Annotated in this window: 18 protein-coding genes; 6 read left to right on the forward strand and 12 right to left on the reverse strand. The window is 63.1% G+C overall.

Features of this window, described 5'->3' with window-relative positions; all coding sequences use genetic code 11:
- Position 1 precedes the first annotated feature (1 nt).
- From AC3WVQ_RS18015 to AC3WVQ_RS18035, 5 genes are read right to left on the reverse strand one after another with little or no spacing between them, the layout of a single operon-like run.
- On the reverse strand, positions 2 to 1,510 hold the full coding sequence (locus AC3WVQ_RS18015) for an aldehyde dehydrogenase family protein (RefSeq protein WP_090295200.1): 1,509 nt from the start codon (positions 1,508 to 1,510) through the stop codon (positions 2 to 4).
- Positions 1,510 to 2,289 carry an enoyl-CoA hydratase/isomerase family protein gene (locus AC3WVQ_RS18020; RefSeq protein WP_090295199.1) on the reverse strand — a complete coding sequence of 260 codons (780 nt, stop codon included), beginning with the start codon at positions 2,287 to 2,289 and terminating at the stop codon, positions 1,510 to 1,512. Before AC3WVQ_RS18020 ends, AC3WVQ_RS18015 begins: the two co-directional genes overlap by 1 nt.
- Positions 2,282 to 3,901 (reverse strand): acyl CoA:acetate/3-ketoacid CoA transferase, encoded by a 1,620-nt coding sequence (locus AC3WVQ_RS18025; RefSeq protein WP_090295197.1) that lies wholly within the window; start codon positions 3,899 to 3,901, stop codon positions 2,282 to 2,284. Before AC3WVQ_RS18025 ends, AC3WVQ_RS18020 begins: the two co-directional genes overlap by 8 nt.
- Positions 3,902 to 3,905: 4 nt before the next feature.
- The gene (locus tag AC3WVQ_RS18030; protein ID WP_090295195.1) at positions 3,906 to 4,907 is read right to left on the reverse strand and encodes a Gfo/Idh/MocA family protein; all 1,002 of its coding nucleotides are present in this window, start codon (positions 4,905 to 4,907) and stop codon (positions 3,906 to 3,908) included.
- Positions 4,904 to 5,944 carry a LacI family DNA-binding transcriptional regulator gene (locus tag AC3WVQ_RS18035; protein ID WP_090295193.1) on the reverse strand — a complete coding sequence of 347 codons (1,041 nt, stop codon included), beginning with the start codon at positions 5,942 to 5,944 and terminating at the stop codon, positions 4,904 to 4,906. The genes AC3WVQ_RS18030 and AC3WVQ_RS18035 overlap by 4 nt, the downstream gene beginning before the upstream one ends.
- 297 nt (positions 5,945 to 6,241) lie before the next feature.
- Between AC3WVQ_RS18035 and AC3WVQ_RS18040 the strand changes: the two genes are divergently transcribed.
- Positions 6,242 to 7,414 (forward strand): dihydrodipicolinate synthase family protein, encoded by a 1,173-nt coding sequence (locus AC3WVQ_RS18040; protein WP_089044270.1) that lies wholly within the window; start codon positions 6,242 to 6,244, stop codon positions 7,412 to 7,414.
- Positions 7,415 to 7,502: 88 nt separating this feature from the next.
- Here the strand turns inward: AC3WVQ_RS18040 and AC3WVQ_RS18045 are convergent, their stop codons facing one another.
- The gene (locus AC3WVQ_RS18045; RefSeq protein ID WP_250806584.1) at positions 7,503 to 9,668 is read right to left on the reverse strand and encodes a TonB-dependent receptor domain-containing protein; all 2,166 of its coding nucleotides are present in this window, start codon (positions 9,666 to 9,668) and stop codon (positions 7,503 to 7,505) included.
- 153 nt (positions 9,669 to 9,821) lie between these two features.
- On the opposite strand from AC3WVQ_RS18045, the gene AC3WVQ_RS18050 reads away from it, so the two are divergent.
- Entirely contained in the window at positions 9,822 to 11,297 is a 1,476-nt protein-coding gene (locus AC3WVQ_RS18050) for a glycosyl transferase family protein (protein WP_090295192.1), read from the forward strand.
- Between the two features lie 17 nt (positions 11,298 to 11,314).
- Here AC3WVQ_RS18050 and AC3WVQ_RS18055 read toward each other — a convergent pair whose 3' ends face one another.
- The 3 genes from AC3WVQ_RS18055 to AC3WVQ_RS18065 form a co-directional block, all read right to left on the reverse strand.
- Entirely contained in the window at positions 11,315 to 13,378 is a 2,064-nt protein-coding gene (locus tag AC3WVQ_RS18055; protein WP_110818888.1) for a M3 family metallopeptidase, read from the reverse strand.
- A gap of 106 nt (positions 13,379 to 13,484) precedes the next feature.
- Entirely contained in the window at positions 13,485 to 14,126 is a 642-nt protein-coding gene (locus tag AC3WVQ_RS18060; RefSeq protein ID WP_034803056.1) for a LysE family translocator, read from the reverse strand.
- 47 nt (positions 14,127 to 14,173) lie between these two features.
- Positions 14,174 to 14,305 (reverse strand): hypothetical protein, encoded by a 132-nt coding sequence (locus tag AC3WVQ_RS18065; protein ID WP_255380610.1) that lies wholly within the window; start codon positions 14,303 to 14,305, stop codon positions 14,174 to 14,176.
- A gap of 197 nt (positions 14,306 to 14,502) precedes the next feature.
- Between AC3WVQ_RS18065 and leuB the strand changes: the two genes are divergently transcribed.
- Both leuB and AC3WVQ_RS18075 read left to right on the forward strand, forming a co-directional pair.
- Positions 14,503 to 15,615, forward strand: coding sequence for a 3-isopropylmalate dehydrogenase (gene leuB, locus AC3WVQ_RS18070; protein ID WP_192372017.1), 1,113 nt, complete (start codon positions 14,503 to 14,505; stop codon positions 15,613 to 15,615).
- Positions 15,616 to 15,845: 230 nt separating this feature from the next.
- Entirely contained in the window at positions 15,846 to 16,535 is a 690-nt protein-coding gene (locus AC3WVQ_RS18075) for a phosphatase PAP2 family protein (protein WP_034800174.1), read from the forward strand.
- A 101-nt stretch (positions 16,536 to 16,636) separates the two neighbouring features.
- Here the strand turns inward: AC3WVQ_RS18075 and AC3WVQ_RS18080 are convergent, their stop codons facing one another.
- The gene (locus AC3WVQ_RS18080) at positions 16,637 to 18,526 is read right to left on the reverse strand and encodes an MFS transporter (protein WP_034800173.1); all 1,890 of its coding nucleotides are present in this window, start codon (positions 18,524 to 18,526) and stop codon (positions 16,637 to 16,639) included.
- A 485-nt stretch (positions 18,527 to 19,011) separates the two neighbouring features.
- Between AC3WVQ_RS18080 and AC3WVQ_RS18085 the strand changes: the two genes are divergently transcribed.
- Together AC3WVQ_RS18085 and AC3WVQ_RS18090 are read left to right on the forward strand one after the other, a co-directional pair.
- Positions 19,012 to 20,046, forward strand: a complete 1,035-nt coding sequence (locus tag AC3WVQ_RS18085) for an aspartate-semialdehyde dehydrogenase (protein WP_034800169.1) — start codon at positions 19,012 to 19,014, stop codon at positions 20,044 to 20,046.
- A gap of 193 nt (positions 20,047 to 20,239) precedes the next feature.
- Positions 20,240 to 21,061 carry a lytic murein transglycosylase gene (locus tag AC3WVQ_RS18090; RefSeq protein ID WP_034800180.1) on the forward strand — a complete coding sequence of 274 codons (822 nt, stop codon included), beginning with the start codon at positions 20,240 to 20,242 and terminating at the stop codon, positions 21,059 to 21,061.
- 79 nt (positions 21,062 to 21,140) lie between these two features.
- Here AC3WVQ_RS18090 and AC3WVQ_RS18095 read toward each other — a convergent pair whose 3' ends face one another.
- The gene (locus AC3WVQ_RS18095; protein ID WP_034800167.1) at positions 21,141 to 21,794 is read right to left on the reverse strand and encodes a carbonic anhydrase; all 654 of its coding nucleotides are present in this window, start codon (positions 21,792 to 21,794) and stop codon (positions 21,141 to 21,143) included.
- 129 nt (positions 21,795 to 21,923) lie between these two features.
- Positions 21,924 to 22,805, reverse strand: coding sequence for a pyridoxal kinase PdxY (gene pdxY / locus AC3WVQ_RS18100; RefSeq protein ID WP_060609297.1), 882 nt, complete (start codon positions 22,803 to 22,805; stop codon positions 21,924 to 21,926).
- Positions 22,806 to 22,982: the final 177 nt, after the last annotated feature.

Genomic DNA, 22,982 nt, shown 5'->3' on the forward strand with positions numbered 1-22,982 from the left:
CTTAGCGCGGCATCCACCAGCCGGTACGCGGCCCCATATGCATGTTGAGCGTCTTGGTCTCGGTGTAATCCTCGACCGAATGCCGGCCGAGTTCGCGGCCGAGGCCGGACTGGCGGTAGCCGCCGAAGGGCAGTTCCGACGCACCATCCATGAAGGTGTTCATCCAGATGGTGCCGGCGCGCACGCGGCGGCCGATCGTCAGGCAGGTGTCGAAGTCGCGGCTCCACACCCCGGCCGAAAGACCATAGTCGATCGCATTAGCGATGCCGATCGCCTCTTCCGTCGTCTCGAAGGTCAGCACCGAGAGAATCGGGCCGAACACTTCTTCGCGCGCCACCGCCATGTCCGGGCGCACGGAAGAAAGGATCGTCGGCGCCATGAACTGGCCCATGCCGAGATCGAGCGCGGTGCCGCCATGGGCAACCGCAGCGCCATCCTTGGAAGCAGCAGAAACATAGCTGGCGATCTTTTCCAGATGCTGCGGCGTGATGATTGCGCCGACCTGGGTTTCCGGATTGAGCGGATCGCCGACCTTCACCTTGGCCGAGAGCTCGGCGATGCGGCGCGTCACCTCGTCGGCGATGTCACGGTGCAGGATCAATCGCGAGCCGGCATTGCAGCATTCGCCGGCATTGAAATAGGCGCCGAAGACGGCGGCATCGATGAATTCGTCGAGATTGGCGTCGGGGAAAACGATCTGCGGGTTCTTGCCGCCGAGTTCCAGCGAGACCTTCTTCAGCGTCTGGGCAGCATTGGCCATGGTCAGGCGGCCGACGCCGGTCGAGCCGGTGAAGGACACCATGTCGACATCCGGATGCGTCGTCATTGGCGCGCCGACCTCCGGCCCCGTGCCGGTGATGATGTTGACCACGCCGGCGGGAACGCCGGCGGCTTCGAGGATTTCACCGAGCAGCAGCGTCGAGGCCGAGGTCAGCTCGGACGGCTTGACGACAGTGGTGCAGCCAGCGGCCAGCGCAAAGGGCAGCTTCTGGCTGACGATCAGGAACGGGAAATTCCAGGGCGTGATGATCGAGACGACACCGATCGCCTCGCGCAGCACGACGCCAAGTGTACCGTCACCGAGCGTGTTGTAGCTTTCGCCATGCAGATCGCGGGCGAGAGCCGCGGCGTAGCGCCAGATATCGGCGGCACCGCCGAGTTCGCCCTTGGCTTGGCTGATCGGCTTGCCGGATTCGATCGCATCGAGATAGGCAAGCTCATCGGCGCGCTCGGCAATGATATCGGCTGCGCGCAAAAGCACCAGCGAACGCTGCGAAGCGGTCATGCGCGGCCAGGTGCCCTCGTCGAAGGCACGGCGTGCGGCAGCAATCGCTTTTTCGGCGTCGGCCTTGGTGCCCGCCTGATAGCGGCTGACGACGACGCCGTGGCCCGGCGCCACGCGCTCGATCGTACGGCCCTCGGCGCTGTCCACCCATTTGCCGTCGATCAGCATCTGGAAGGCGCGAACCTTTTGGCCGTCGATCGGCTTGGGTTTCACGAGCACGGTCATTACCATTCTCCCTTGAATTGGGCTTCACGCTTTTCGGAGAAGGCAACGACACCTTCCTTGAGGTCGCCGGTCTTGGCGACAAGGATCGAGCCGAGCGCTTCGACTGCGGATCCGTTGTCTTCGCCATTCGCCGAAGCGAGCATCAGTTTCGAAATCTCGAGCGCCGCAGGCCCGCGCTTGGCGACACGCGCCGCATAATCGCGGGCAGCTGAAAGCACCGTGCCGGTCTCGACGACGGCATCGACCAGACCTTCGCGCAGAGCAGCCTCGGCGGTGAACATCTCGCCGCCCAGCACCATGCGCCTGACGATCTGGGCGCCAAAGCGAGAGACGAGGCGCTGCGTGCCCGACCAGCCGGGCACCATGCCGAGGCTCGTCTCCGGCAGCCCGATCTTGATCTGCGCTTCGGCCAGCCGGATATCGGCGGCCGCCGCCAGTTCCAGCCCACCGCCAAGCGCATGGCCGTTAAGAGCGGCGATGACGGGCATGCGCAGCGTCGCCAGCCGCTCGAACACGCGGTGGCCGAACCGTACCCAGTCATGCCCGAAGGCAGGCGCATCCATACCGCCCCAGGCTTTGATGTCACCGCCGGCCGAAAATGCCTTGCCCTCGCCGGTGAGGATGACGACACGCACATTGCGGTCGGCTTCAATCTCGTCGCAAGCCGATGCCAACGCCTTCAGCATGTCGATATCGAAGGCATTGAGCTTGTCCGGACGGGCAACCGTCATGGTCGCGATCGGTCCATCAACCTCGATGCGGATACGGCCTTCAGCCACGGTCGCCTCCCTGAAGCCGGCGCGCCGGCTTCTTCGGCAGTTCAAGACCAAGCAATGCATCCTGGAACAGACCCGCATCCATGGTCTTCAGTCTGTCGGAAACGATCAGTGGGAATTCCGACTGGTCGAGAATATGCGCCTGCAGGTCGACTCCCGGCGCGATCTCGGTCAGCATCACGCCCTCGGGCGTCAGCTTCATCACGCAGCGCTCGGTGATATAGGTGATGTCCTGGCCCTGCTCGATGCCGCGACGGCCTGAGAAGGTGACGTGTTCGACCTCGTTGACCAGCTTCTTCAGCTTGCCTTCCTTTTCGATCACCAGTTTGCCGTCGGCGACCGCGAGCTTGGCGCCGGCATTGAACATGCCGGAGAAGACGATCTTCTTCGCCCGTGCCGTTATGTCGACGAAACCGCCGGCGCCGGCCGTCACATGCGGGCGGAAAGAGAGTTTCGACACGTTGACCGAGCCGTTGCGATCGATCTCAAGGAAGGAGAGCAGCGAGGCATCGAAGCCGGCGCCCTGGAAATAAGTGAACTGATAGGGCGAGGGCATGAAGGCATCGGCATTGGAGGCGCAGCCGAAGGCGAAGTCGAGCAGCGGCACACCGCCGACAGCGCCCTGCTCGATCACCCAGGTGACCGCACCGTGCAGCCCCTCTTCGAGCAGGATGCGCGGCACATTGGCCGAAATGCCGAAGCCGAGATTGACGGCGCTGCCGGCTTCAAGCTCCTGCGCCACGCGGCGGGCAATGACCTTCTGGATATTGAATTCCGGCACCCGGAAACTGTCGAGCGGCCGGAAGATCTCGCCGGAAATCGCCGGATCGTAGAGCGTCTGGGTCGTCTGTTTCTGGTCGGGATCGACGATGACATAATCCACCAGCACGCCCGGCACGCGCACGTCGTGGGGTTTCAGTGAGCCTTCCTTGGTGATGCGCTTGACCTGGGCAATGACGATGCCGCCATTGTTGCGGGCAGCGAGCGCCTGGTCGAGACCACCGAGATAGGCGCCCTCGTGCTCATAGGTGAGATTGCCGCGCTCGTCCGCCGTCGTCGCGCGGATGATCGCCACTTGCGGCGCGATCGCCTTGAAATAGAGCCAGTCCTCGCCTTCGAACGAGACCTTCTTAACCATGGGCTCAGCCGCGGCCGAAGCATTCATGGCGCAGCCTTCGCGCGACGGATCGACGAAGGTGTCGAGGCCGACCTTGGTCATCACGCCCGGGCGCTTGGCCGCGGCCTCGCGGTGCATGTCGAACAGGATGCCGGAGGGCACGTTGTAGGCCGCCACCTCGTCAGCGCCGATCATCTGCCAGATCAACGGCGGTTCCGCACTCGACGGACCCGAGGGATAGGAGCCGCCGATGATCTTCTTCAGCAGACCCTTCTTGGCGATATAGTCGACGCCCTTGATGCCGCTCATGTCGCCGGCGGCAATCGGATGCAGCGTCGTCAGGTCGCGTGGGTGGCCGGTCGTCTCGAACCGCTCGCCGATCGCCTTGAGCATCAGATCCGGGCAGCCGAGGCCGCTGGACGAGGAGACCGAAACCACCGCGCCATCCGGGATCAGGGCAGCCGCTTCGGCCGGCGAGATGTGCTTTTTCATCGACATGAGTTCAAAGTCCCGTTTCGATCGCCACGGCCCGGCCGGTGGCCGCCGCCTTGACGACGGCAAGGCCCGTTGCCAGCGACCAGACGCCATCCTCGCCCGTCGCAGATGGACGGCCGTTGCCCCGGGCAGCGGCATGGAAAGCGGAAAGCGCTGTTTCGTAGAGATTGCGGTGGTCGAGCGTCAGCTCGCTCTCGCCATCGGCGTTGCGCAGCGTCACCGTGCCTGTCGGCTTCTGCGTCATCACGTTGCGGCCGATCAGCGATCCTTCGGTGCCATGCACCTCAAGACCGGTCTCTGCGTATTTGGTGGTGAAGGCATCGTGGAACTGTGCGATGACGCCGGAGCGGAAGTGGATGACACCCATGACGCCATCCTCCAGGCCTTCCTTGCCCATGCCGGCACTGTGACTGATGGCAACGGCCTCGATCGGATCGTCGTTGAGGATGAAGCGCAGCGTATCGGCGTCATGCACGGTGATGTCGAGAATGACGCCGCCGCCGGCGTCCGGCCTCTCCAGTCGCCAGCCCTGGAGATGCGGCGGCAGATAGACGGCGTGGAAGACGCGGGCTGCAATCGGCCGGCCGATCCTGCCCTCGGCGATCGCATCGCGCATTGCGCGGTGGCTGGCGGCATTGCGCAGGTGGTGGTTGGTAGCAAGAACGACACCCGCTTCCTGCGCTGCGCTCACCATGTCGCGCGCATCCTCCAGCGTCATCGCCAGCGGCTTCTCGCAGAGCACGTGCTTGCCGGCAGCGATCGCCGCCAGCGTCTGCTCGCGATGCAGTTCATTGGTGGTGGAGACATAGACGGCATCGACATCGGGATCGCCGACGAGTTCGGCAACAGTGGTCACCGACTTGGCGATGCCGTTCTCCTCGGCGTAAGCCGCGCCGCGCTCCGCGCTCGTGCTCATGACGGAGACGACCTCGCCTCCGGCGGCGCGGATTGCGCCGATCACCCATTCGCGCGCAATCGTGCTTGCGCCGATCAGACCCCACCGTGTCATGCCAGTGCCTCCCTTTTTCTCTCGATTGCAGCGCCGCAGCTCTGGCGAACGACGAGACGAACCGAACCGACGATGGCTTCCGGCTCCGCCTTACCGGCCTTGATCTGCTTCAACAGCAGTTCGGCCGCCCGTTGGCCCATGCCTTGCGGATCGACGGACACCGTCGTCAGCGCCGGAACTGCTGTCTTCGCCTCGATCACGTCGTCGAAACCGATAACGGCAAAATCGGCACCCGGCTCAAGCCGCCGGGCCCTCAGGCCATCGCAGACGCCGAAAGCGACCGCATCATTGAAGCAGAGTGCGGCCGTCGGCCGGTCGGCGAGCATCATCGCCTGCTCCACCGCCGTCACCCCGCCGGCACGCGACGGCGCCGAACCGATGATCAGCGATTCCGAAACCGGCATGCCGGCCTCGACGAGCGCATCGCGGTAGCCGCGCATGCGCGCCTCGAAGACGGCGGTGTCGGAAAAGCCGCCGAGGAAGGCGATGCGCTGGTGACCACGTTCGATCAGATGACGCACCGCGGCCACGGCACCAGCGTGGTTGTCGGAGATCAGCGAAGAGACATTTGCACCGGCAATGTCGCGGACGACGAGCACGACGGGAATGCCGCTCTCGACCAAAGGCGCAAGATCGGCCGCTTCGGTGCCACGCGCCGGCGAGATGATCAGGCCGGAAACGCCATGCTCGCGCATCGACGCGACCACTTCGCGCTGGCGCTCGATCTTTTCGCCGGTATTGGCAAGAAACTGCACGAAGCCTGCCGATTGCACGACCGCATCGACGCCGACGGCGAGTTCCGCAAAGAAGCTGTTGGTGAGATCGTTGACGACGATGCCGATGATCTTGGACTTCGATTGCCGAAGATTGGCAGCACCGCGATTATAGACATAGCCGAGATCGCGGATGGCGGCATTCACTTTGGCGCGCGTCGCCTCATTGACGAGCGAGCTGCCCTGAAGAACGAGCGACACGGTCGACTTCGACACGCCGGCAGCGTGCGCAATATCGATGACCGTTACCCTCTCCTTAACCACAGCATCCTCCCGAATTCTTCTGCCTGCTTTCTTCTTTCATAATTGGAACGTTCCAATTTCGTCAAGAGTTGGTTGATCACTTTTTTCCCGTCCAGCCGCGCTCGGTCTAGACAAAAGGCACCTTGAGAAGCGTCGCGATCTGCGGTTTGACGGATTATTTAATTGAATTTCAATGATATTATTGGAGATCCGCAATCGCCTGGAGGAGGATCGCCTCGCCTGAAAAACATTGCCGCTTGCCATTTGGAACGATCCAAAGTATTCCAGGACAAACGTCCGCGGAGGAGACCAACCCCAATGACAAGCCTGACGCTGCCGCGCCAAGACGGCTCGCTTGAACAGTATCGCCTGACCGGAACGCCGATCGAACGGCCCAACACGCCGCCGACCTTCAACCGCATCGCCTATGCGGCCGCCCATGTGGTCTCGGATCCGCTCAAGGATCTCGATCCCTGGGGCAACCCGGCGATCGACTGGGACGTGACGATGGCGTTTCGCCATCACCTCTGGAGCCTGGGTTTCAAAATCGCCGAGGCGATGGACACCGCCCAACGCGGCATGGGCCTTGCCTGGCCGGGCGCGCAGGAGCTGATCCGCCGATCGCTCAGCGATGCGCGGCAGGTAGCGGGCGCCGATCTTGCCTGTGGCGCCGGCACCGACCATCTTGCGCCCACCGATGCACGCTCGCTTGACGATGTGATTGCCGCCTATGAGGAACAGGTCGGCTTCGTCGAAGGCGAGGGGGGCAGGGCGATCATGATGGCAAGCCGGGCGCTCGCCCGCGTCGCGCGATCGGCCGACGACTATCGCCTCGTCTATGGCCGCATCCTCGGCCAGACCAGGCACAAGGTGGTGTTGCATTGGCTCGGCGACATGTTCGATCCGCAACTTCGGGGCTATTGGGGTTCGGAGAATTTCGACCAGGCGCTCGATACGGTGCTCTCGATCATCGAAGCCAACCGCGACAAGGTCGAAGGCATCAAGATTTCGCTGCTCGACAACGCCAAGGAAGTGGCACTGCGCAATCGCCTGCCCGAAGGCGTGCTCTGCTTTACCGGCGACGACTTCAACTATGCCGAGCTGATCGAGGGCGACGGCACGAAGTACAGCCACGCGCTGCTCGGCATCTTCGATGCGGTGGCGCCCTCCGCCTCCAAGGCACTCGCGGCGCTGGCGAAGGACGATCTCGCCACCTTCCGCGGCGTGATCGAGCCGACCGTGCCCCTGTCCCGCAAGATCTTCGAGGCGCCGACACAGTATTACAAGGCCGGCGTCGTTCTCCTCGCCTGGCTGAACGGCCACCAGCGCCACTTCACCATGCCCGCCGGCATGCAGTCCGCCCGCGGGGTGCTGCACTACGCCGATATCTTCCGCCTCGCCGACCGCGCCAATGTGCTCGACCGGCCGGAACTGGCGCTCCAGAGAATGAAAAGCCTGCTATCGACCCTCGGCGTGGACCAAAGCGCCTGAGAAAGAGCGGCGCTTGAGAAATGACAGACGGCGCCTTCCGGGCGCCGTCTGTTTTCGATCGGGAGCCGGGCAGGGGCCGGCCGGATGATCAGAATGTTGCCGTTAGGCTCATCCAGAAGCGGCGGCCTTCCATGACCGTGTTGAAATCGGTCTGCTCGACTTCCTTGTCGAAGAGATTGTAGACCGCGGCGTTCAGCGTCAGGCCCTCGCCGACATCATATTTCGTGCCGATATCGACCGTCGTATAGGCGTCGTACTTGCGGCCCTGCTGGCCGTTGATCGTCACCGGCTTGCCGTTGGTGCCGATGCGCGGGCCGGCGGCGATCTCTTCGCCGTGATAGCTGACGGAAGCCCAGGCTTCTAGCCCTTCGACCGGCGTGTACCAATCAGCCCTGAGATTGGCCATGTGTTCCGGCGTGCGCGCCAGCGGGAAGCCGGCAAAGGTGCCGGTCTTCTGTTCGGACTGCGTGTAGGTGTAGCTCGCGCGAAGTGTCAGATCCGGCGTCGCATTCCAGGTCGCGGTGAGCTCGACGCCCTGAATGATCGCGTCGTCGATATTGTAGTTGTACCAGAGGCGGTAGTTCGGGTCCTCGCTCCAGCGCACCGGATTGCCGGCCGAATCCAGCACCATCGAGTTGGAGATCTTGTCCCGGAAATCCGTATAGAAATAGGTACCACCGAGAATGACGTCGCCATTGTCCCAAACCGCGCCGATTTCATAGCTCGTGCTCGATTCGGCCTTCAGGTTCGGGTCGGCGATGATCACGCCGCAGGTGCCGGTCGGACCATAAGAGCAACCGCCACCGCCGGTCGTATAGGCATAACCCGGCGCGATGCTGCGGATATCGGGCGCACGGAAGCCGGTGGAAATGCCGCCCTTTACCGTCAGCATGTCGGTCGCGTTCCAGACGCCGTAGATGCGCGGGCTCAAGTGGTAGCCATATTCCTCATGATGATCGAGACGCAGGCCCGTGGTCAGCGCGAAGTCATCGACCATGCGCCATTCGTCTTCGGCAAACAGCGCCCATTGCGTCGCCGAGAAGGTCTCGTTCAAGCCCGTGCGTCGACCCGGGTTCTGGTCGGAAAGCCGCGCCTCGAAATATTGCCCGCCAGTCACCAGCGTGTGGCTGCCGCCGAGATCGAAGGGGGTGGTGAACTTGCCGTCGATGACGGTGTTGCGCACCTCGGGCGCGCGCGGCTGCTTGACGAAGCGACCGTCTGCCTGGCTGTAGTTGTAGGTCCGGCGCTCCGCCCATTCCTGCAGGATGGAGAAGTCAGACGTCGTCGGTCCCCAGCGGCCCGTATGGGAGAACGACCAGTGATCGCGGTCGTTGTCGTTGTAGGTGCTGACCGCGCGCGGTCCGGGCTCGATCGTCTTGCCGACATTGGCATCGCGGCGAAGCCGTGCGGTCCCGCCTTCGAGGAAGAAGTCATGATCCTCGTTCGGCGTATAGGAAAGCCGCGCCGTCAGATCGTGTTCCTTCGAACCGGTGATGCCGGAAAGGAACCTGTCCTCACTGCGCTTCAGGCCGCGGCCCCAGATCTGTACGCCGAGCGTGTCTTTCAGGATCGGCCCGCTGGTGTAGAACGACATTTGGCCCGAATTGCCGAACTGCTTGTGCTGCTGCATCGTGCCGTCGGTGGTGAACGAGCCGGTCCAGCTGTCGGCGACCTTGCGGGTGATGATGTTGATGACCCCACCCATGGCATCGGAACCGTAGAGCGACGACATCGGCCCACGGACGATCTCGATACGCTCGATGGCGGCGGCCGGCGGAATGAAGCTCTGCTCGAAACCGGAGTTGCCATTGGTGCGCGCGTCACGCGTGCTCTGGCGCTTTCCGTCGACAAGAATCAGCGTGTAGGAGCCGGGCAGGCCGCGGATGAAGATGTCGCGCTCGTTGGCGACACCTGTCACCGCAACCCCTTGCGCGTCGCGAAGCGCATCGGTGAGATCGCGGAACGACCGCTTTTGCAGGTCTTCGCCCGAGATCACCGTGATGCTCGCCGGCGCATCCTTGACGTTTTGCTCGAACCCGGTCGCCGTCACCACAATCTGCTCGAGTTCGGTCGCCTTCTCCTTCTCCTTTTCCTTGGCCTTCTGTGCCAAGGCTTCCGTCGGCACCGTCAGCGCCGTGCCGGCGAGGCAGGCGCAGACGAAACGACGTGACCATCCGGCCGAGCCGCACCGGTTCCAGCGGTCCCCTTGCCGCTGCCCCTCGGTTTCGGTCTCAGGCCCCATCCGCTTCATCATCTTCGCCCCGCATATATCTTGAGTAATGAACTCCACTTAGTTATTGGCGAGGGAGACGGTCAACGACGCTGTTTTGGAACCGTTCCAAATACGAAACGACGCAAAACAGCGCCCGCGAATATGCCGGATGAGACAGAAAGGCGGGACGGAACCATGGCGAAAGCAACGGCGAGCGTGACAGGAGGCGCGTCGGCGTCCAACGAACGTCAGACGGATCTGAGCAAGCTGCGCCTGCTCCTGGCGCTGGACGCACTGCTACGCGAAAACAGCGTCAGCCGTGCCGCTTCAAGCGTCGGTCTGCAGCCCTCGGCAATGAGCCGCTTGCTCGGTCAATTGCGTGAGGACTATGCCGATCCGCTGTTCCTGCGCACAGGTCATGGCCTGCGCCCGACCCCGCTTGCCGAGTCTCTGCGGCTACGCGTGCGCGCTCTTGCCGCAGAGACCGAAGCCCTGCTTGACGCACGCGCCGCTGGCTCCGCGTCCGCACCCACACAGACAGGTCACGCCGGCTGGGAAGGGCAGGCACTGACCGACGCACCACCGCTGGCGGTCCGGCCAAGCCGCCTGCTTGAGGGGGAGCCGGCACCGGAACAGTTCGCCGCAAAGCTGGCCGAAATCGGCGACGATGCCGCCCCTGAACGACGATTGGCTCGCTGCATCGCGACTGTCGGCACCGGCGCCGGCCGCAGCCGCCCCTTGAGCGAAGAGGAGGCCGAGGACGCGCTGGCGATCATCCTTGCCGGCGAAGCGGACCCGGTGCAGATCGGTGCGCTGATGACGGTGCTGCATTATCGCGGACCGACGGCGGTGGAGGTGGCCGGTTTCGTGCGCGCCATGCGCCGCCATATCGGCGCAATTGAACCGGGAAACGGCATCGCCGACCTCGATTGGCCCTGCTACCTCTCGCCCAAATTGAAGACTGCGCCCTGGTTCCTGCATGCGGCACGGCTTGTCGTCGATGCCGGGCATCGCGTCGTGCTGCATGGAAGCTACGGTGAAGAGGGTACGGATCGGTACAAGCTGGAGGTGGCCGCTTCCGCAGCCGGCATCCCGATCTGCACGTCGATCACGGCCGCCAAGACAGCGCTTCGGTCGGCAGGCATCGCCTATCTGCCGCTCTCGGCCTTTGCGCCGCAGGTCTATCGCTTGCTGGGGCTCTATCGGCTGATGGAGATGCGCATGCCGCTAAACGCCGCCATACACCTCATCAATCCGATGGGCGGACGGACAAGCCTTCTCGGCGTCGCCAATCCCTCGAGCCGCACGCTCAGCCGCGACATCGCCATGCTGCTCGGCACGAGAGAGTTGACGATCCTCGGCAACACCCGCGACCACGCTGAGTTCACGCCCTACCGCCAGACGCCCCTTTTCCGCCTTGTCGGCGGCGAAGCCTCCGAAGTCATCATTCCCGCGAAAATCGCGCCGCCGGCCGAACCGCGCACCGGCTTGAGCAGCCGCGAATACTGGCAGGCGGTTTGGACTGGTGCTGCCCGCGACGAGCGCGCGGAAACCACCATCATTACGACGGCGGCTGCCGCCCTTGTCAGTCTGCGCAATCATGACGACTTCGAGGCTGCTTGCGAGACAGTGCGGGGACTTTGGAACAACCGATCACGCCGGATGGCGTGATCGGAAATCGGCGTGGCTCAGGCAGCCAGGCCCTTTTTCGCGAGCATCGCATCCGGGCTCGGCAGTTTGCCGCGAAAGGCCTTGTAGGCATCCTCCGGATCGATCGAGCCTCCGACCGAATAGATGTTGTCCTTGAGGCGGGCGGCCATGGCCGGATCGAAGGCGTTGCCGGTTTCCTCGAAGGCGGCGAAGGCATCGGCGTCGAGCACTTCCGACCACATGTAGGAATAGTAGCCGGCCGAGTAGCCGTCGCCCGAGAAGACGTGCAGGAAGTGCGGGCTGCGATGGCGCATGACGATGGATTTCGGCATGCCGATCTCATCGAGCTTCTTGGCTTCGAGCGCCATCGGTTCCGCCGTCACCGCGGCCGTATGATAGGCCATATCGACCAGTGCGGACGACGTGAACTCGACCGTGGCGAAGCCCGAGTTGAAGGTTCGCGCCGCCAGCACCTTGTCGAGCAGCGCCTGCGGCATCGGCTCGCCCGTCTGGTAGTGCACCGCATAACGCTTCAGGATCTCCGGCACCGTCAGCCAATGTTCGTAAAGCTGCGACGGCAGCTCGACGAAGTCACGCGACACACCCGTGCCGGACACCGAAGGGTAGGTGACGTTGGATAGCATGCCATGCAATGCGTGCCCGAACTCGTGGAAGAGCGTTCGGGCATCATCGAGCGACAGCAGCGCCGGCTTGCCCTCGGCGGGCTTGGCGAAATTGCAGACGTTGTAGATGATCGGCAGCTCGCCTTCGGCGCCGTTCTTCAGCTTGAGCTTGTGCTGCGACTGGAACGAACTCATCCACGCACCGGAGCGCTTCGAAGACCGGGCGAAGTAGTCGCCAAGGAACAATGCCACCAGCTTGCCGGATGCATCCTTGATCTCGAAGACGCGCACGTCGGGATGGTAGGCGGCAATGCCCTTCTTCTCCGTCGCGGTAATGCCGAACAGACGCTTGGCGACATCGAAGCAGGCCTCGATGATCTTTTCGAGCTGCAGGTAAGGCTTGAGTTCGCCTTCGGAGAAATTGAACTTTTCGGCGCGGAGCTTCTCGGCGTAATGGCGCCAGTCCCAAGGCATGACGTCGTGATTGCGGCCCTCGTCGGCAACAAGCCGGGCAAGCTCGGCCTCTTCCTCGCGGGCGCGGGCAACCGCCTTTTCCCAGACTTGCATCAGCAGGCCGTTCACGGCAGTGGGCGTCTTCGCCATGGTATCGTCGAGCTTCAGCGACGCGAAGTTATCATAGCCGAGCAGCTTCGCCTTTTCGGCCCGCAGCGCCAGCATCTCGGCGATCAGCCCGCGATTGTCGGTGTCGCCGCCATTTTCACCGCGCGCGATCCAGGCGCGGAAGGCCTGCTCGCGAAGCTCGCGATTGTCGGAGAAGGTCAGGAACGGTTCGATGATCGAGCGCGACAGGGTGACGGCGTACTTGCCCTTCTGGCCGCGGTCTTCGGCAACCGCCGCCATGGCGTCGCGCAGGAAGTCCGGCAGGCCGGCGAGCTGTTCCTCGCTCTCCAAGAACAGAACCCAGCTCTTCTCATCGGCGAGCACGTTCTGCCCGAACCTGGCGCCGAGGCCGGCGAGTTTCTCGTTGATCGCTGCCAGCCGCTCCTGCTCGGGCTTTGCGAGCTTGGCGCCGGATTTGACGAAACCCTTCCAGTGGCGCTCGAGTACGCGCGTCGCTTCAAGATCGAGGCCAAGCCCTGCGCGCCCTTCCCACAGCGTGTCGATGCGCTTGAAGAGCGCCGCATTCATGCCAATTTTCGAATAGTGCCGGGACATCTTCGGCGCGATATCGCGCTCCAGCGCCTGGATCGTCTCGTTGGTGTCGGCGCCGGCCTTGTTCCAGAAGATCGAGGATACGCGCGACAGTCCGTCACCGGCGATCTCCAGCGCAATGATCGTGTTTTCGAAGGTCGGCGCCGCCGGGTTTTCGGCAATCGCGTCGATCTCCGCCTCATGTTCCCTGAAAGCCGCGTCGAACGCCGGAGCAAAATCCTCGTCCTTCACCAGGTCGAAACGCGGCAGGCCTTCGTGGCCGGTCCATGCGGTGAGCGCGGGATTGAGCGGGGTGCTGGTGGTCATCAGAAATCCTTTCGCATGCGGTCCGACGCGGGGCCGGGGAGGGGCGTCGCTGATCTATGACATCAGGACGCGGAGGCAATGGAGGTGGTCGTGAGGGGGCTTGCCGTCAAGGCCTGCGCAAACCGAGAAGCCCGGGGGCAGCGTGCCAGACCGCCTGAACGGCAAAGCCGATGAACAGGAGACCGGAGAGCCGGACGATCGCGAGTTCGTGGCGTCGGTAGAAACGCCGCACGACGGAGGTGCCGATGATGACGATCAGGATCAGATCGGCCACGAGAAATCCGATCAGCGAGACGCCGAGCAGCGCCGGCAGCGCATCGAACTCGAGCGCGTTGGCCGAGCTGGCCAGCAGCGCCGTGAAGGTTGCGAGCGCTACCGGATAGCCCTTGGGATTGGTGAGTCCAAAAATCAGTCCGCGTCTCAAAGGACGCTCGACTGTCACGAGCGCGCGGTTCTCCCCGGCGGGGCGTGCGCGCAATGCCGTCCAGCCGATCCAGCCGAGATAGGCGCCGCAGAAGAGACCGAGGATATCGAAAATCGTCGTGCCGACGGAGCGCGCGCCGACGATTGCGACCAGCGCCAGGGTCGACCAGAGAACGTCACCGGCAAGGTGTCCGCCCATGAACAAGGCGCCTGCCTTGCGCCCCTGGCCGGCGCCGATGCCGAGCAGCGCCAGAAACGCCGGTCCGGGAATAAGGACATAGGAGAGGGCGGCGAGAAAGGCTCCAATCAGCAGCGTCTCGGACATGGCGGGTTCCCAGTTGCGTTACCCGCATTCGATCCGGAGGCACCGTTTCAGTCAAGAGGAAAGCTAAGCCAACTATAGGACGACGCGGGTGAGCGCTTGCCGGAAGGCCGGCCAGTAAAGGTCAGGTTCTTGGTCGTGGCGCGGATATGGGCGGCGACGGCGTGAACGAAATTGCTCATGTTTTTCTCCTCGAGGGATCGACGGCCAGGCAGGTACACGGCTTCTAGACCATCATCGCAGTGCCCCGGCCGATCAGCTGTTCCGTAGGGAACGTTCCGCTCGCGGCCGCGCACAAATCTTTCGTTTCGCCGATTTCCCTCGATACGAAGTTGCGCTAGAACGCGGCCGAGTTTTCCCCCCGCGAGAAGGACTATCCATGACTGTGCGCAACCTCTTCCTTCTGCCCGGCGACGGCATCGGCCCGGAAGCCATGGCGGAAGTCCGCAAAATCATCGCCTACATGAATGCCGAGCTTGGTGCCGGCTTCGTGACGGACGAGGGCCTGGTCGGCGGTTCGGCCTATGACGCCCACGGTCAGGCGATCTCGGAAGAGGACATGAAGAAGGCGCTTGCCGCCGATGCGGTGCTGTTCGGCGCCGTCGGCGGTCCGAAGTGGGATGCGGTGCCCTACGAGGTGCGCCCGGAAGCCGGTCTGCTGCGCCTGCGCAAGGATCTCGAGCTCTTCGCCAACCTGCGCCCGGCGATCTGCTACCCGGCGCTTTCCGCCGCCTCGTCGCTCAAGCCGGAACTGGTCGAAGGCCTCGACATCCTGATCGTGCGCGAGCTGACCGGTGGCGTCTATTTCGGCGAGCCGAAGGAGATCATCGATCTCGGCAACGGCCAGAAGCGTGGCATCGACACCCAGGTCTACGACACCTACGAGATCGAGCGCATCGCGGGCGTCGCCTTCGAGCTGGCCCGCACCCGCAACAACCGCGTCTGCTCGATGGAAAAGCGCAACGTCATGAAGTCGGGCGTGTTGTGGAACCAGGTGGTGACCGAGACGCACAAGGCGAAGTACTCCGACGTCCAGCTCGAGCACATGCTGGCGGACGCCGGCGGCATGCAGCTGGTGCGCCAGCCCAAGCAGTTCGACGTCATCGTCACCGACAACCTGTTCGGCGACATGCTGTCGGACGTGGCGGCGATGCTCACCGGTTCGCTCGGCATGCTGCCGTCCGCCTCGCTCGGCGCACCGGATGGTGTCAGCGGCAAGCGCAAGGCGCTCTATGAGCCGGTGCATGGCTCGGCACCCGACATTGCCGGCCAGGGCATTGCCAACCCGATCGCGATGATCGCCTCGTTCGCCATGTGCCTGCGCTATTCCTTCAACCTGGTGACGGAAGCCGACAATCTGGAGAAGGCGATCGCCACCGTGCTCGACCAGGGCATCCGCACCGGCGACATCATGGCCGAAGGGGCGAAGAAGGTCGGCACCACCGAGATGGGCGACGCCATCCTTGCCGAGTTCAAGGCGCTGTCGGCGTAAGCGACAACCGATCCTGAACGGCGTCACGCTGACGCCAACAGGCCTACGAAAACCAACACCTCCGGAGCGCATCCGGAGGTGTTTTGCGTTTCACGGCCTTGAATTTGCCAAAAGAACCGACACATCGGAAAAAGACGGACCGGGGCCGCCTGGCGCGGGAAGCGCTCTGCATCGTGCCCCGACAGGAACAGACAATTGCCGCGCGATCTGGGTGGCAGGATGGGAGAACCATGAACCGACCACTTGCGGCCACCGGATGGATCGTGCTGACAACAGCCATCCTCGTGTTCGCGCTCATCCCGCTCGATCCGTTCCTGTCACAGCGCGCGCAAGGCCTGCCGGACAACATCGTCACCTTCAATGAAAGGATCACCGATTTCGGTACCTTTGGCTGGATGATCTATCTTTCCGGTATCCTGCTTGCGGGGGCCTTCGTGCTGCGCCGGGCGGCAAGCCAGGGGCCGCTTCAAAACAAGGCGCGCACTGCCCGCGACCTCGCCGCCTATTTCCTTTTGACGATCGGCACCGCCAGCGCGTTGGTGCATACGCTGAAGCTCCTGATCGGCCGGGCACGACCGGAACTCTTTGCCGAGCTCGGCGCCTACAGCCTGACGCCGTTCGCCGCCAGTGATCTCTATGAGAGCTTTCCGTCCGGGCACTCGACTGCGGCCGGTGCGTTTTTCGGCGTCTTCGCCATGCTGCTGCCGAGACTGAGGCCACTCTTTCTGGTCCTGGCGCTGACGATCGGTGTTTCCCGCGTCATCGTTGGCGCACACTATCCGAGCGACGTCGCCGCCGGGCTGCTGCTCGGCCTTTGGACATCGGTGATGATGGCGTTTGTCTTTGCCAAATACGGTCGCCTGTTTCGCCTCGGCCCGGGCGGTTGGCCGCTTGCCGGACGCAGCGAGCCGACCCAATAAAAAAGCCGGCGCGGAAGACCGCGCCGGAGTCAGGAGAGCCATGATAGCTCGGGGAAGATTTGAGGTGCCCCCGGGATTTGTTCTCTCCGGGAGCGCCGGGCTTAATCCATCGCGTGGATGTCGCGATCCTTCGTTTCCGGCAGGAACAGGAGGCCGATGACCAGCGTGATCCCTGCAAAGACGATCGGGTACCAGAGGCCGTAGTAGATATCGCCCTGGGCAGCACTCATCGCGAAGGCCGTTGCCGGAAGCAGCCCGCCGAACCAGCCGTTGCCGATGTGGTAGGGCAGCGACATGCCGGTGTAGCGGATGCGGGTCGGGAAGAGTTCGACCAGCAGGGCTGCGATCGGGCCGTAGACCATCGTCACGTAGATGACGAGCACGGTGAGCACCGCGATGATCGTCGTCCAGTTGACATTGGCAGGATCCGCGACCATCGCGTAGGTGCCGCCGCCGGCGATCGTGTAGACGGCCATTTCGGTGGCAGCGCCCACTTCATCCTTGGTCAGCAGCTTGTCGGCGATGAGCTTTTCGGCCGGAACCATGGTCTTTTCGCCGCCGCGGACAGCGGCTGCGTCAAGCGACAGTTCCGGGTTGGCGGTGACAAAACCGTCAAGCTTGGCGTCCGGAACCTTTGCCGCGCCACGAACCAGCGGGTAGCCGGCATTGTGGAGCGCCATGTTGGTCTGCTTTTCGAAGGCGGCGTTGGCGGCCTTGGCACCATCGCCAGCAGCGACTGCGTCGTAGCTGTTGATCGTGGTGTCGCCGACCTTGACCGTCGCCGCCGTGCCCGCCGCAGCCGTCGTGACGACGTCGTAGGGAACGGAGTTCTTGGTGAGGAACGCGGTTGCGATGTCGCACGAGGTTGTGAACTTCGCCGTGCCCGTCGGGTTGAACTGGAATTTGCAGTCGCCGGGAGCCGCGGTCACCGTTGCGCGAACGGTTGCCTGGGCTTCAGCGAGTGCAGGGTTACCGGCCCAGGTCAGCGCCTTGAACAGCGGGAAGTAGGTGAGCATCGCAAGCAGCAGACCGGCCATGATGATCGGCTTGCGGCCGATCTTGTCGGAGAGCCAGCCGAATAGCACGAAGAAGCCCGTGCCAATCAAAAGCGAGGCGGCGACCATGATGTTGGCCGACTGACCGTCTACTTTCAGGACGCCGGTCAGGAAGAACAGCGCGTAGAACTGACCGGAGTACCAGACCACGGCTTGTCCGACGACGGCACCGAACAGCGCCAGAAGCGCGATCTTGGCGTTCTTCCACTGGCCGAAGGCTTCCCGAAGCGGCGCCTTGGAGCCCTTGCCCTCTTCCTTCATCTTCTTGAAGGCCGGGGATTCGTTCATCTTCAGACGGATCCAGACGGAAATGCCGAGAAGCACGCAGGACAGCAGGAACGGAATGCGCCAGCCCCAGGCGGCGAAGGCTTCCTTGCCGAGCGCGAACTGCACGAGCAGGATCACCACCAGCGACAGGAACAGACCGAGCGTCGCCGTGGTCTGGATCCAGGACGTGAAGTAGCCGCGACGCCCATGCGGGGCGTGTTCGGCCACGTAGGTTGCCGCACCGCCATATTCGCCGCCGAGCGCCAGGCCCTGCAGCATGCGCAGCACGATGAGCAGGATCGGCGCGGCAATGCCGATCGAGGCAGCGCCGGGCAGGATGCCGACCAGGAAGGTCGACAGACCCATGATCAGGATCGTCACGAGGAAGGTGTATTTGCGGCCGACGAGGTCACCCAGGCGACCGAAGACGAGCGCGCCGAACGGGCGAACCAGGAAGCCCGCGGCAAAGGCCAGAAGCGCGAAGATGTTACGCGTCGTTTCCGGGTAGGAACTGAAGAAGGTCGCGCCGATGTAGACGGCGAGCGAACCGTAGAGATAGAAATCGTACCATTCGAAGACGGTACCGAGCGACGAGGCGAAGATGACCTTCTTCTCCTCGCCGGTCATCGGACGCGTTTTTGCGTCGTCCGCTGTCGCGACATTTGCCATTTTGATAATCCTCCACTCCAAAGGAGCGCCCATTGGCTGGTCCAGCATTCCTCCCTCGAACGTCCGGACGTGGTGCGCCTGAAATGAGGATGTCAGAAAAGTGTCATCACAGGCAGAGATGCTTTCGGCTTATGACTTTCGTCTAATGCGGCGATCGATCGCGGGCAGGGCGGGGGCGTGCCGGCGCGCGGCAATGTCTTGACTCTTCCCCAAAACCGCGTAAGAGCAGCGACGAACGAGGAAATCACCACCATGCGACCGATCGGTCCAGCCATCGCTGCTTTGATCCTGCCGGCTCTTGCCGCGGGGCAGGATGTCGATTTTTCGTTCGCTTGCAAAACAACGGCCAAAACGACGACGAAAACCGTCTGACGTCTCTGGCCCTCCGCTCTCTCCCCGGTTTGGCCGGGGACAGGAACCCTCGCGGCAGGTCGCGCGGTTTCCCCCTCACCCGACGAGGAGAGACAGAAAAGAGAGCTTAGATCATGGGTTTCAAGATTGCAGTCGCAGGCGCCACCGGCAATGTCGGCCGGGAGATGCTGAACATCCTTTCCGAACGCGGCTTTCCCGCGGATGAAGTGGTCGCCCTCGCTTCCGCCCGCTCCCAGGGCACCGAAGTTTCCTTCGGCGACAAGACCCTCAAGGTCAAGAACCTCGAAAACTACGACTTCTCCGACACCGATATCTGCCTGATGTCGGCTGGCGGCGCCGTATCGCTGAAGTATTCGCCGAAGATCGGCCAGCAGGGCTGCGTCGTCATCGACAACTCCTCGGCCTGGCGCTACGACGCCGAAGTGCCGCTGATCGTTCCGGAAGTGAACCCGGACGCGATCGCGCAGTTCACCAAGAAGAACATCATCGCCAACCCGAATTGCTCGACCGCCCAGCTTGTCGTCGCGCTGAAGCCGCTGCACGACCACGCCAAGATCAAGCGCGTCGTCGTCTCGACCTACCAGTCGGTTTCCGGCGCCGGCAAGGACGGCATGGACGAACTCTTCAACCAGACCCGCGCCGTCTTCGTTGCCGATCCGATCGAATCGAAGAAGTTCACCAAGCGCATCGCCTTCAACGTCATTCCGCACATCGACGTGTTCATGGAAGACGGCTACACGAAGGAAGAGTGGAAGGTTCTCGCCGAGACCAAGAAGATGCTCGACCCGAAGATCAAGGTGACCTGCACCGCCGTGCGCGTTCCCGTCTTCATCGGCCATTCGGAATCGGTGAACATCGAGTTCGAAAACGAGATCACCGCTGACGAAGCGCGCGACATCCTGCGCGAAGCGCCGGGTTGCCTCGTCGTCGACAAGCACGAGAACGGCGGCTACGTCACTCCTTACGAGTGCGCCGGCGAAGATGCGACCTACATCTCGCGCATCCGCGAAGACGCAACCGTCGAGAACGGCCTCAACCTGTGGGTCGTTTCCGACAACCTGCGCAAGGGTGCCGCTCTGAACGCGATCCAGATTGCCGAGCTGCTGGTCAATCGTGGCCTCATCAAGCCGCGCAAGCAGGCTGCCTGAAAACGGCATTAGAACCATTCACTCCCGCCAGGCTCTTTCGAGCCTGGCGGGTTTCCTGTTTCACGAGGGGCCGATCCTTCCCGGATTCACGTGAAACCACGATAAAGTTACCTGCCGCTTGCGGTAGGTGACACGGCCGGCGAAGGCTGGCATTTTTAAGAGCAACGAGATTCGGGCTATGACGGGGTATTTCATGCACAGGGCGAAGTGCGCAGCAGTGGGGCTTGCCGCCCTGATTTCGACTGCAGTTTTTCCGGCGGTGGCATCTGCCGCCCAATGCGGCAATGACGGAAGCGGCTTTGAAGCCTGGGTGCAGAACTTCAAGCAGCAGGCCTCCGGCAACGGCATCAGCCCGCAGGTGCTCGACCGTGCACTCTCCGGCGTCTCCTACAACAAGGCGACGATCCGCGCCGACCGCGGCCAGAAGAGCTTCAAGCTGTCGCTCGAGCAGTTCATGCAGAAGCGCGGCGGCCAAGTGATCATTTCCCGCGGCAAGAAGATGAAGCAGCAGAACGCCGCACTCTTTACCAGCATCGAGCGGCGCTACGGCGTGCCGGCTGGCCCGCTGATTGCCATCTGGGGCATGGAAACCGGCTTCGGCGGTTTCATGGGCAAGGAGCACACGCTCTCGGCCGTTTCGACGCTGGCCTATGACTGCCGTCGCTCGGACTACTTCACCAACCAGCTCTATGCGGCCCTGCAGCTCGTGCAGCGCGGCGATCTGAGCCCGGATGCGCGTGGCGCCGCCCATGGCGAAATCGGCCAGACCCAGTTCCTGCCCGCCAACGTCCTGAAATACGGCGTCGATGGCGATGGCAACGGCCATGTCGACATGGTTCGCTCCAAGGCTGACGCGCTGGCATCCACCGCCAATTTCCTGCGCGGCCATGGCTGGCAGCCGGGCGCCGGCTATCAGCAGGGCCAGGCGAACTTCGCTGCGATCCAGGGCTGGAACGCCGCAAGCGTCTACCAGCAAGCGATCGCCATCATCGGCGCCGAGATCGACGGTCTCTAGGATTTTCGTCCTTCGGAACGCATAACCAACCAGACAAAAGGCCCGGTTCGAAAGAGCCGGGCCTTTTTTTGCTGACCGCTTACATTCCCGGGCGGGAAAAATCGCCCGTCACCGGGTCCATCACCCAGAGTTCGCCGGTCGAGATGTCGAACCAGGCGCCGTGCAGGTGGAGCTTGCCCTTGGCCTCGAGGATCTGGACGCACGGGAAAGTGCGCAGATTGGCAAGCGAGTTGCGGATCGAAACTCGCTCGAGCGCACGCTGGCGCTCCGCCTGCGTCATCACGTCGTTGCTCTGGATCTGCTCAGCCGCGGGCCTCAGCAGATGCATCCAGCGACCGATGAAATCGCCCGGTGACAGAGGCTCCGCATCGGGATCGAGTGCCGCTTTGATACCACCACAGCGGCCATGGCCCATGACGACGATGTCGCTGACGCGCAGCGACTGCACGGCGAACTCGAGGGCCGCCGAAGTGGAGTGGTAGTGACCATCCGGCTCGTAGGGCGGCATGAGATTGGCGACGTTGCGCACGACGAAGAGTTCGCCCGGGCCGCTGTCGAAGATCGTTTCCGGCGCAGCACGCGAGTCGCAACAGGCAATCACCATCGTCTTCGGCTTTTGACCGGTTTCCGCCAGCGCCTTGTAGCGTTTCTGCTGCTCGCTGAAGCGACCGTTCATGAAGTTGTGGTAGCCGTTCAGAAGATAGTCCGGAAAACGCTGCTGCTGCTTGTCCATCGATTGCTCCGCTCGTGCTTCAAGGCGGCATGGCCGGCTTTCGCCCACCTGCGCCTCCGTCATGAAAATGATCGCGATCTAAAATTCAATCCACGATGCCATAGGGGTGGCGGTCCGTGAACAGCTTCTTCACTTGCGCCGCATCTGATTCGGATGAACCAGTCGGCGCATCTGCACCATCGCCATTGGCGTCGATAGGCTCGACGCGTCCTGCTCGATGGTCAGTTCATCCGCGCCGCGCTTGACGCTCCGCGCGATGATCTCAAATACGCTCGCAGTCGCCATCTGCAAGGCACGTTCCTCTGAAAGTCCTTCAAGGATCCGGGCGAGAAACACCGCCGCCAACAGGTCGCCCGTACCATTCGGCGGGTTTTCGACCAAACGATGTTCGGCAAGCAGGGCGTGGTTGCCCGAGAGAAAGAGATTACCGGTCCCGCCGCTCATCATCGGCACGGCAGACGTCACCAAGACGCGGGCCGGACCGAGGCCGAGCGCTGCGTCAAGGATCGCCGTGTTCGTCTCCAACGTCGCCCCGGCAAGCCAGGCAAGCTCGTAACGGTTCGGGGTCGCGAGATTTGCAAGCGGCAGCAACCGGTCGCGAATGGCAACCGCCGTGGTTTCCGGCACATAGAGACCGCCAGCATCGCCGATCACGGGGTCGCAGGCGTAGATCAGTTTGGGATTGCGCTCCTTCAGCGCCGTCACCAGCCGGGCCACGCTTTCGGCCTGTCCGGCCGAGCCTAGGTAGCCCGAAAGCACGGCGCGCACCTCTCCGGCCCAGGGTGCTGCCATGAGGTCATCGATCACCGACCCGAAATCCTGATCGGAAATGGTGACCCGCGTCGAGCGGCCGTGGCCCGGGTGCCAGGGGAGGATGACGGTCGGGAGGGCCCAGACTGGATGCCCCAGAGTTTCGAGCGCGAAGACCACGGCCCTGTTGCCCACCTTGCCGCGCACGACATGGCTCGAGATGACGATGACGGCGCCGGGCAGGGAAGGCATTTCGGGCATCGACCAGTCCAATCCTACGATCTCGAAACTCTGTTCACCCGACTGTCACCCCCCTGTCAACAGCCGATGTCAGATAGGCTCCGGAGAAGCCTCTGGCGTTTTCGTGCTTTTTCTTCGATTTTCGAGCAATTTTCGCGAAATTACCTTCGATTTAAATGGATTTAAGCTGTTTTCACG

It is taken from the genome of Ensifer sp. EB106-05-01-XG146, assembly GCF_058791875.1.

Coding starts and splice junctions, on each gene's coding strand:
- AC3WVQ_RS18050 (WP_090295192.1), top strand. CDS start 9,822: ATGGCGAAAGCAACGGCGAGCGTGACAGGAGGCGCGTCGGCGTCCAAC.
- AC3WVQ_RS18080 (WP_034800173.1), bottom strand. CDS start 18,526: ATGGCAAATGTCGCGACAGCGGACGACGCAAAAACGCGTCCGATGACC.
- AC3WVQ_RS18065 (WP_255380610.1), bottom strand. CDS start 14,305: ATGAGCAATTTCGTTCACGCCGTCGCCGCCCATATCCGCGCCACGACC.
- AC3WVQ_RS18045 (WP_250806584.1), bottom strand. CDS start 9,668: ATGATGAAGCGGATGGGGCCTGAGACCGAAACCGAGGGGCAGCGGCAA.
- AC3WVQ_RS18025 (WP_090295197.1), bottom strand. CDS start 3,901: ATGTCGATGAAAAAGCACATCTCGCCGGCCGAAGCGGCTGCCCTGATC.
- AC3WVQ_RS18095 (WP_034800167.1), bottom strand. CDS start 21,794: ATGGACAAGCAGCAGCAGCGTTTTCCGGACTATCTTCTGAACGGCTAC.
- AC3WVQ_RS18085 (WP_034800169.1), top strand. CDS start 19,012: ATGGGTTTCAAGATTGCAGTCGCAGGCGCCACCGGCAATGTCGGCCGG.
- pdxY (WP_060609297.1), bottom strand. CDS start 22,805: ATGCCCGAAATGCCTTCCCTGCCCGGCGCCGTCATCGTCATCTCGAGC.
- AC3WVQ_RS18055 (WP_110818888.1), bottom strand. CDS start 13,378: ATGACCACCAGCACCCCGCTCAATCCCGCGCTCACCGCATGGACCGGC.
- AC3WVQ_RS18090 (WP_034800180.1), top strand. CDS start 20,240: ATGCACAGGGCGAAGTGCGCAGCAGTGGGGCTTGCCGCCCTGATTTCG.
- leuB (WP_192372017.1), top strand. CDS start 14,503: ATGACTGTGCGCAACCTCTTCCTTCTGCCCGGCGACGGCATCGGCCCG.
- AC3WVQ_RS18040 (WP_089044270.1), top strand. CDS start 6,242: ATGACAAGCCTGACGCTGCCGCGCCAAGACGGCTCGCTTGAACAGTAT.
- AC3WVQ_RS18030 (WP_090295195.1), bottom strand. CDS start 4,907: ATGACACGGTGGGGTCTGATCGGCGCAAGCACGATTGCGCGCGAATGG.
- AC3WVQ_RS18075 (WP_034800174.1), top strand. CDS start 15,846: ATGAACCGACCACTTGCGGCCACCGGATGGATCGTGCTGACAACAGCC.
- AC3WVQ_RS18060 (WP_034803056.1), bottom strand. CDS start 14,126: ATGTCCGAGACGCTGCTGATTGGAGCCTTTCTCGCCGCCCTCTCCTAT.
- AC3WVQ_RS18015 (WP_090295200.1), bottom strand. CDS start 1,510: ATGACCGTGCTCGTGAAACCCAAGCCGATCGACGGCCAAAAGGTTCGC.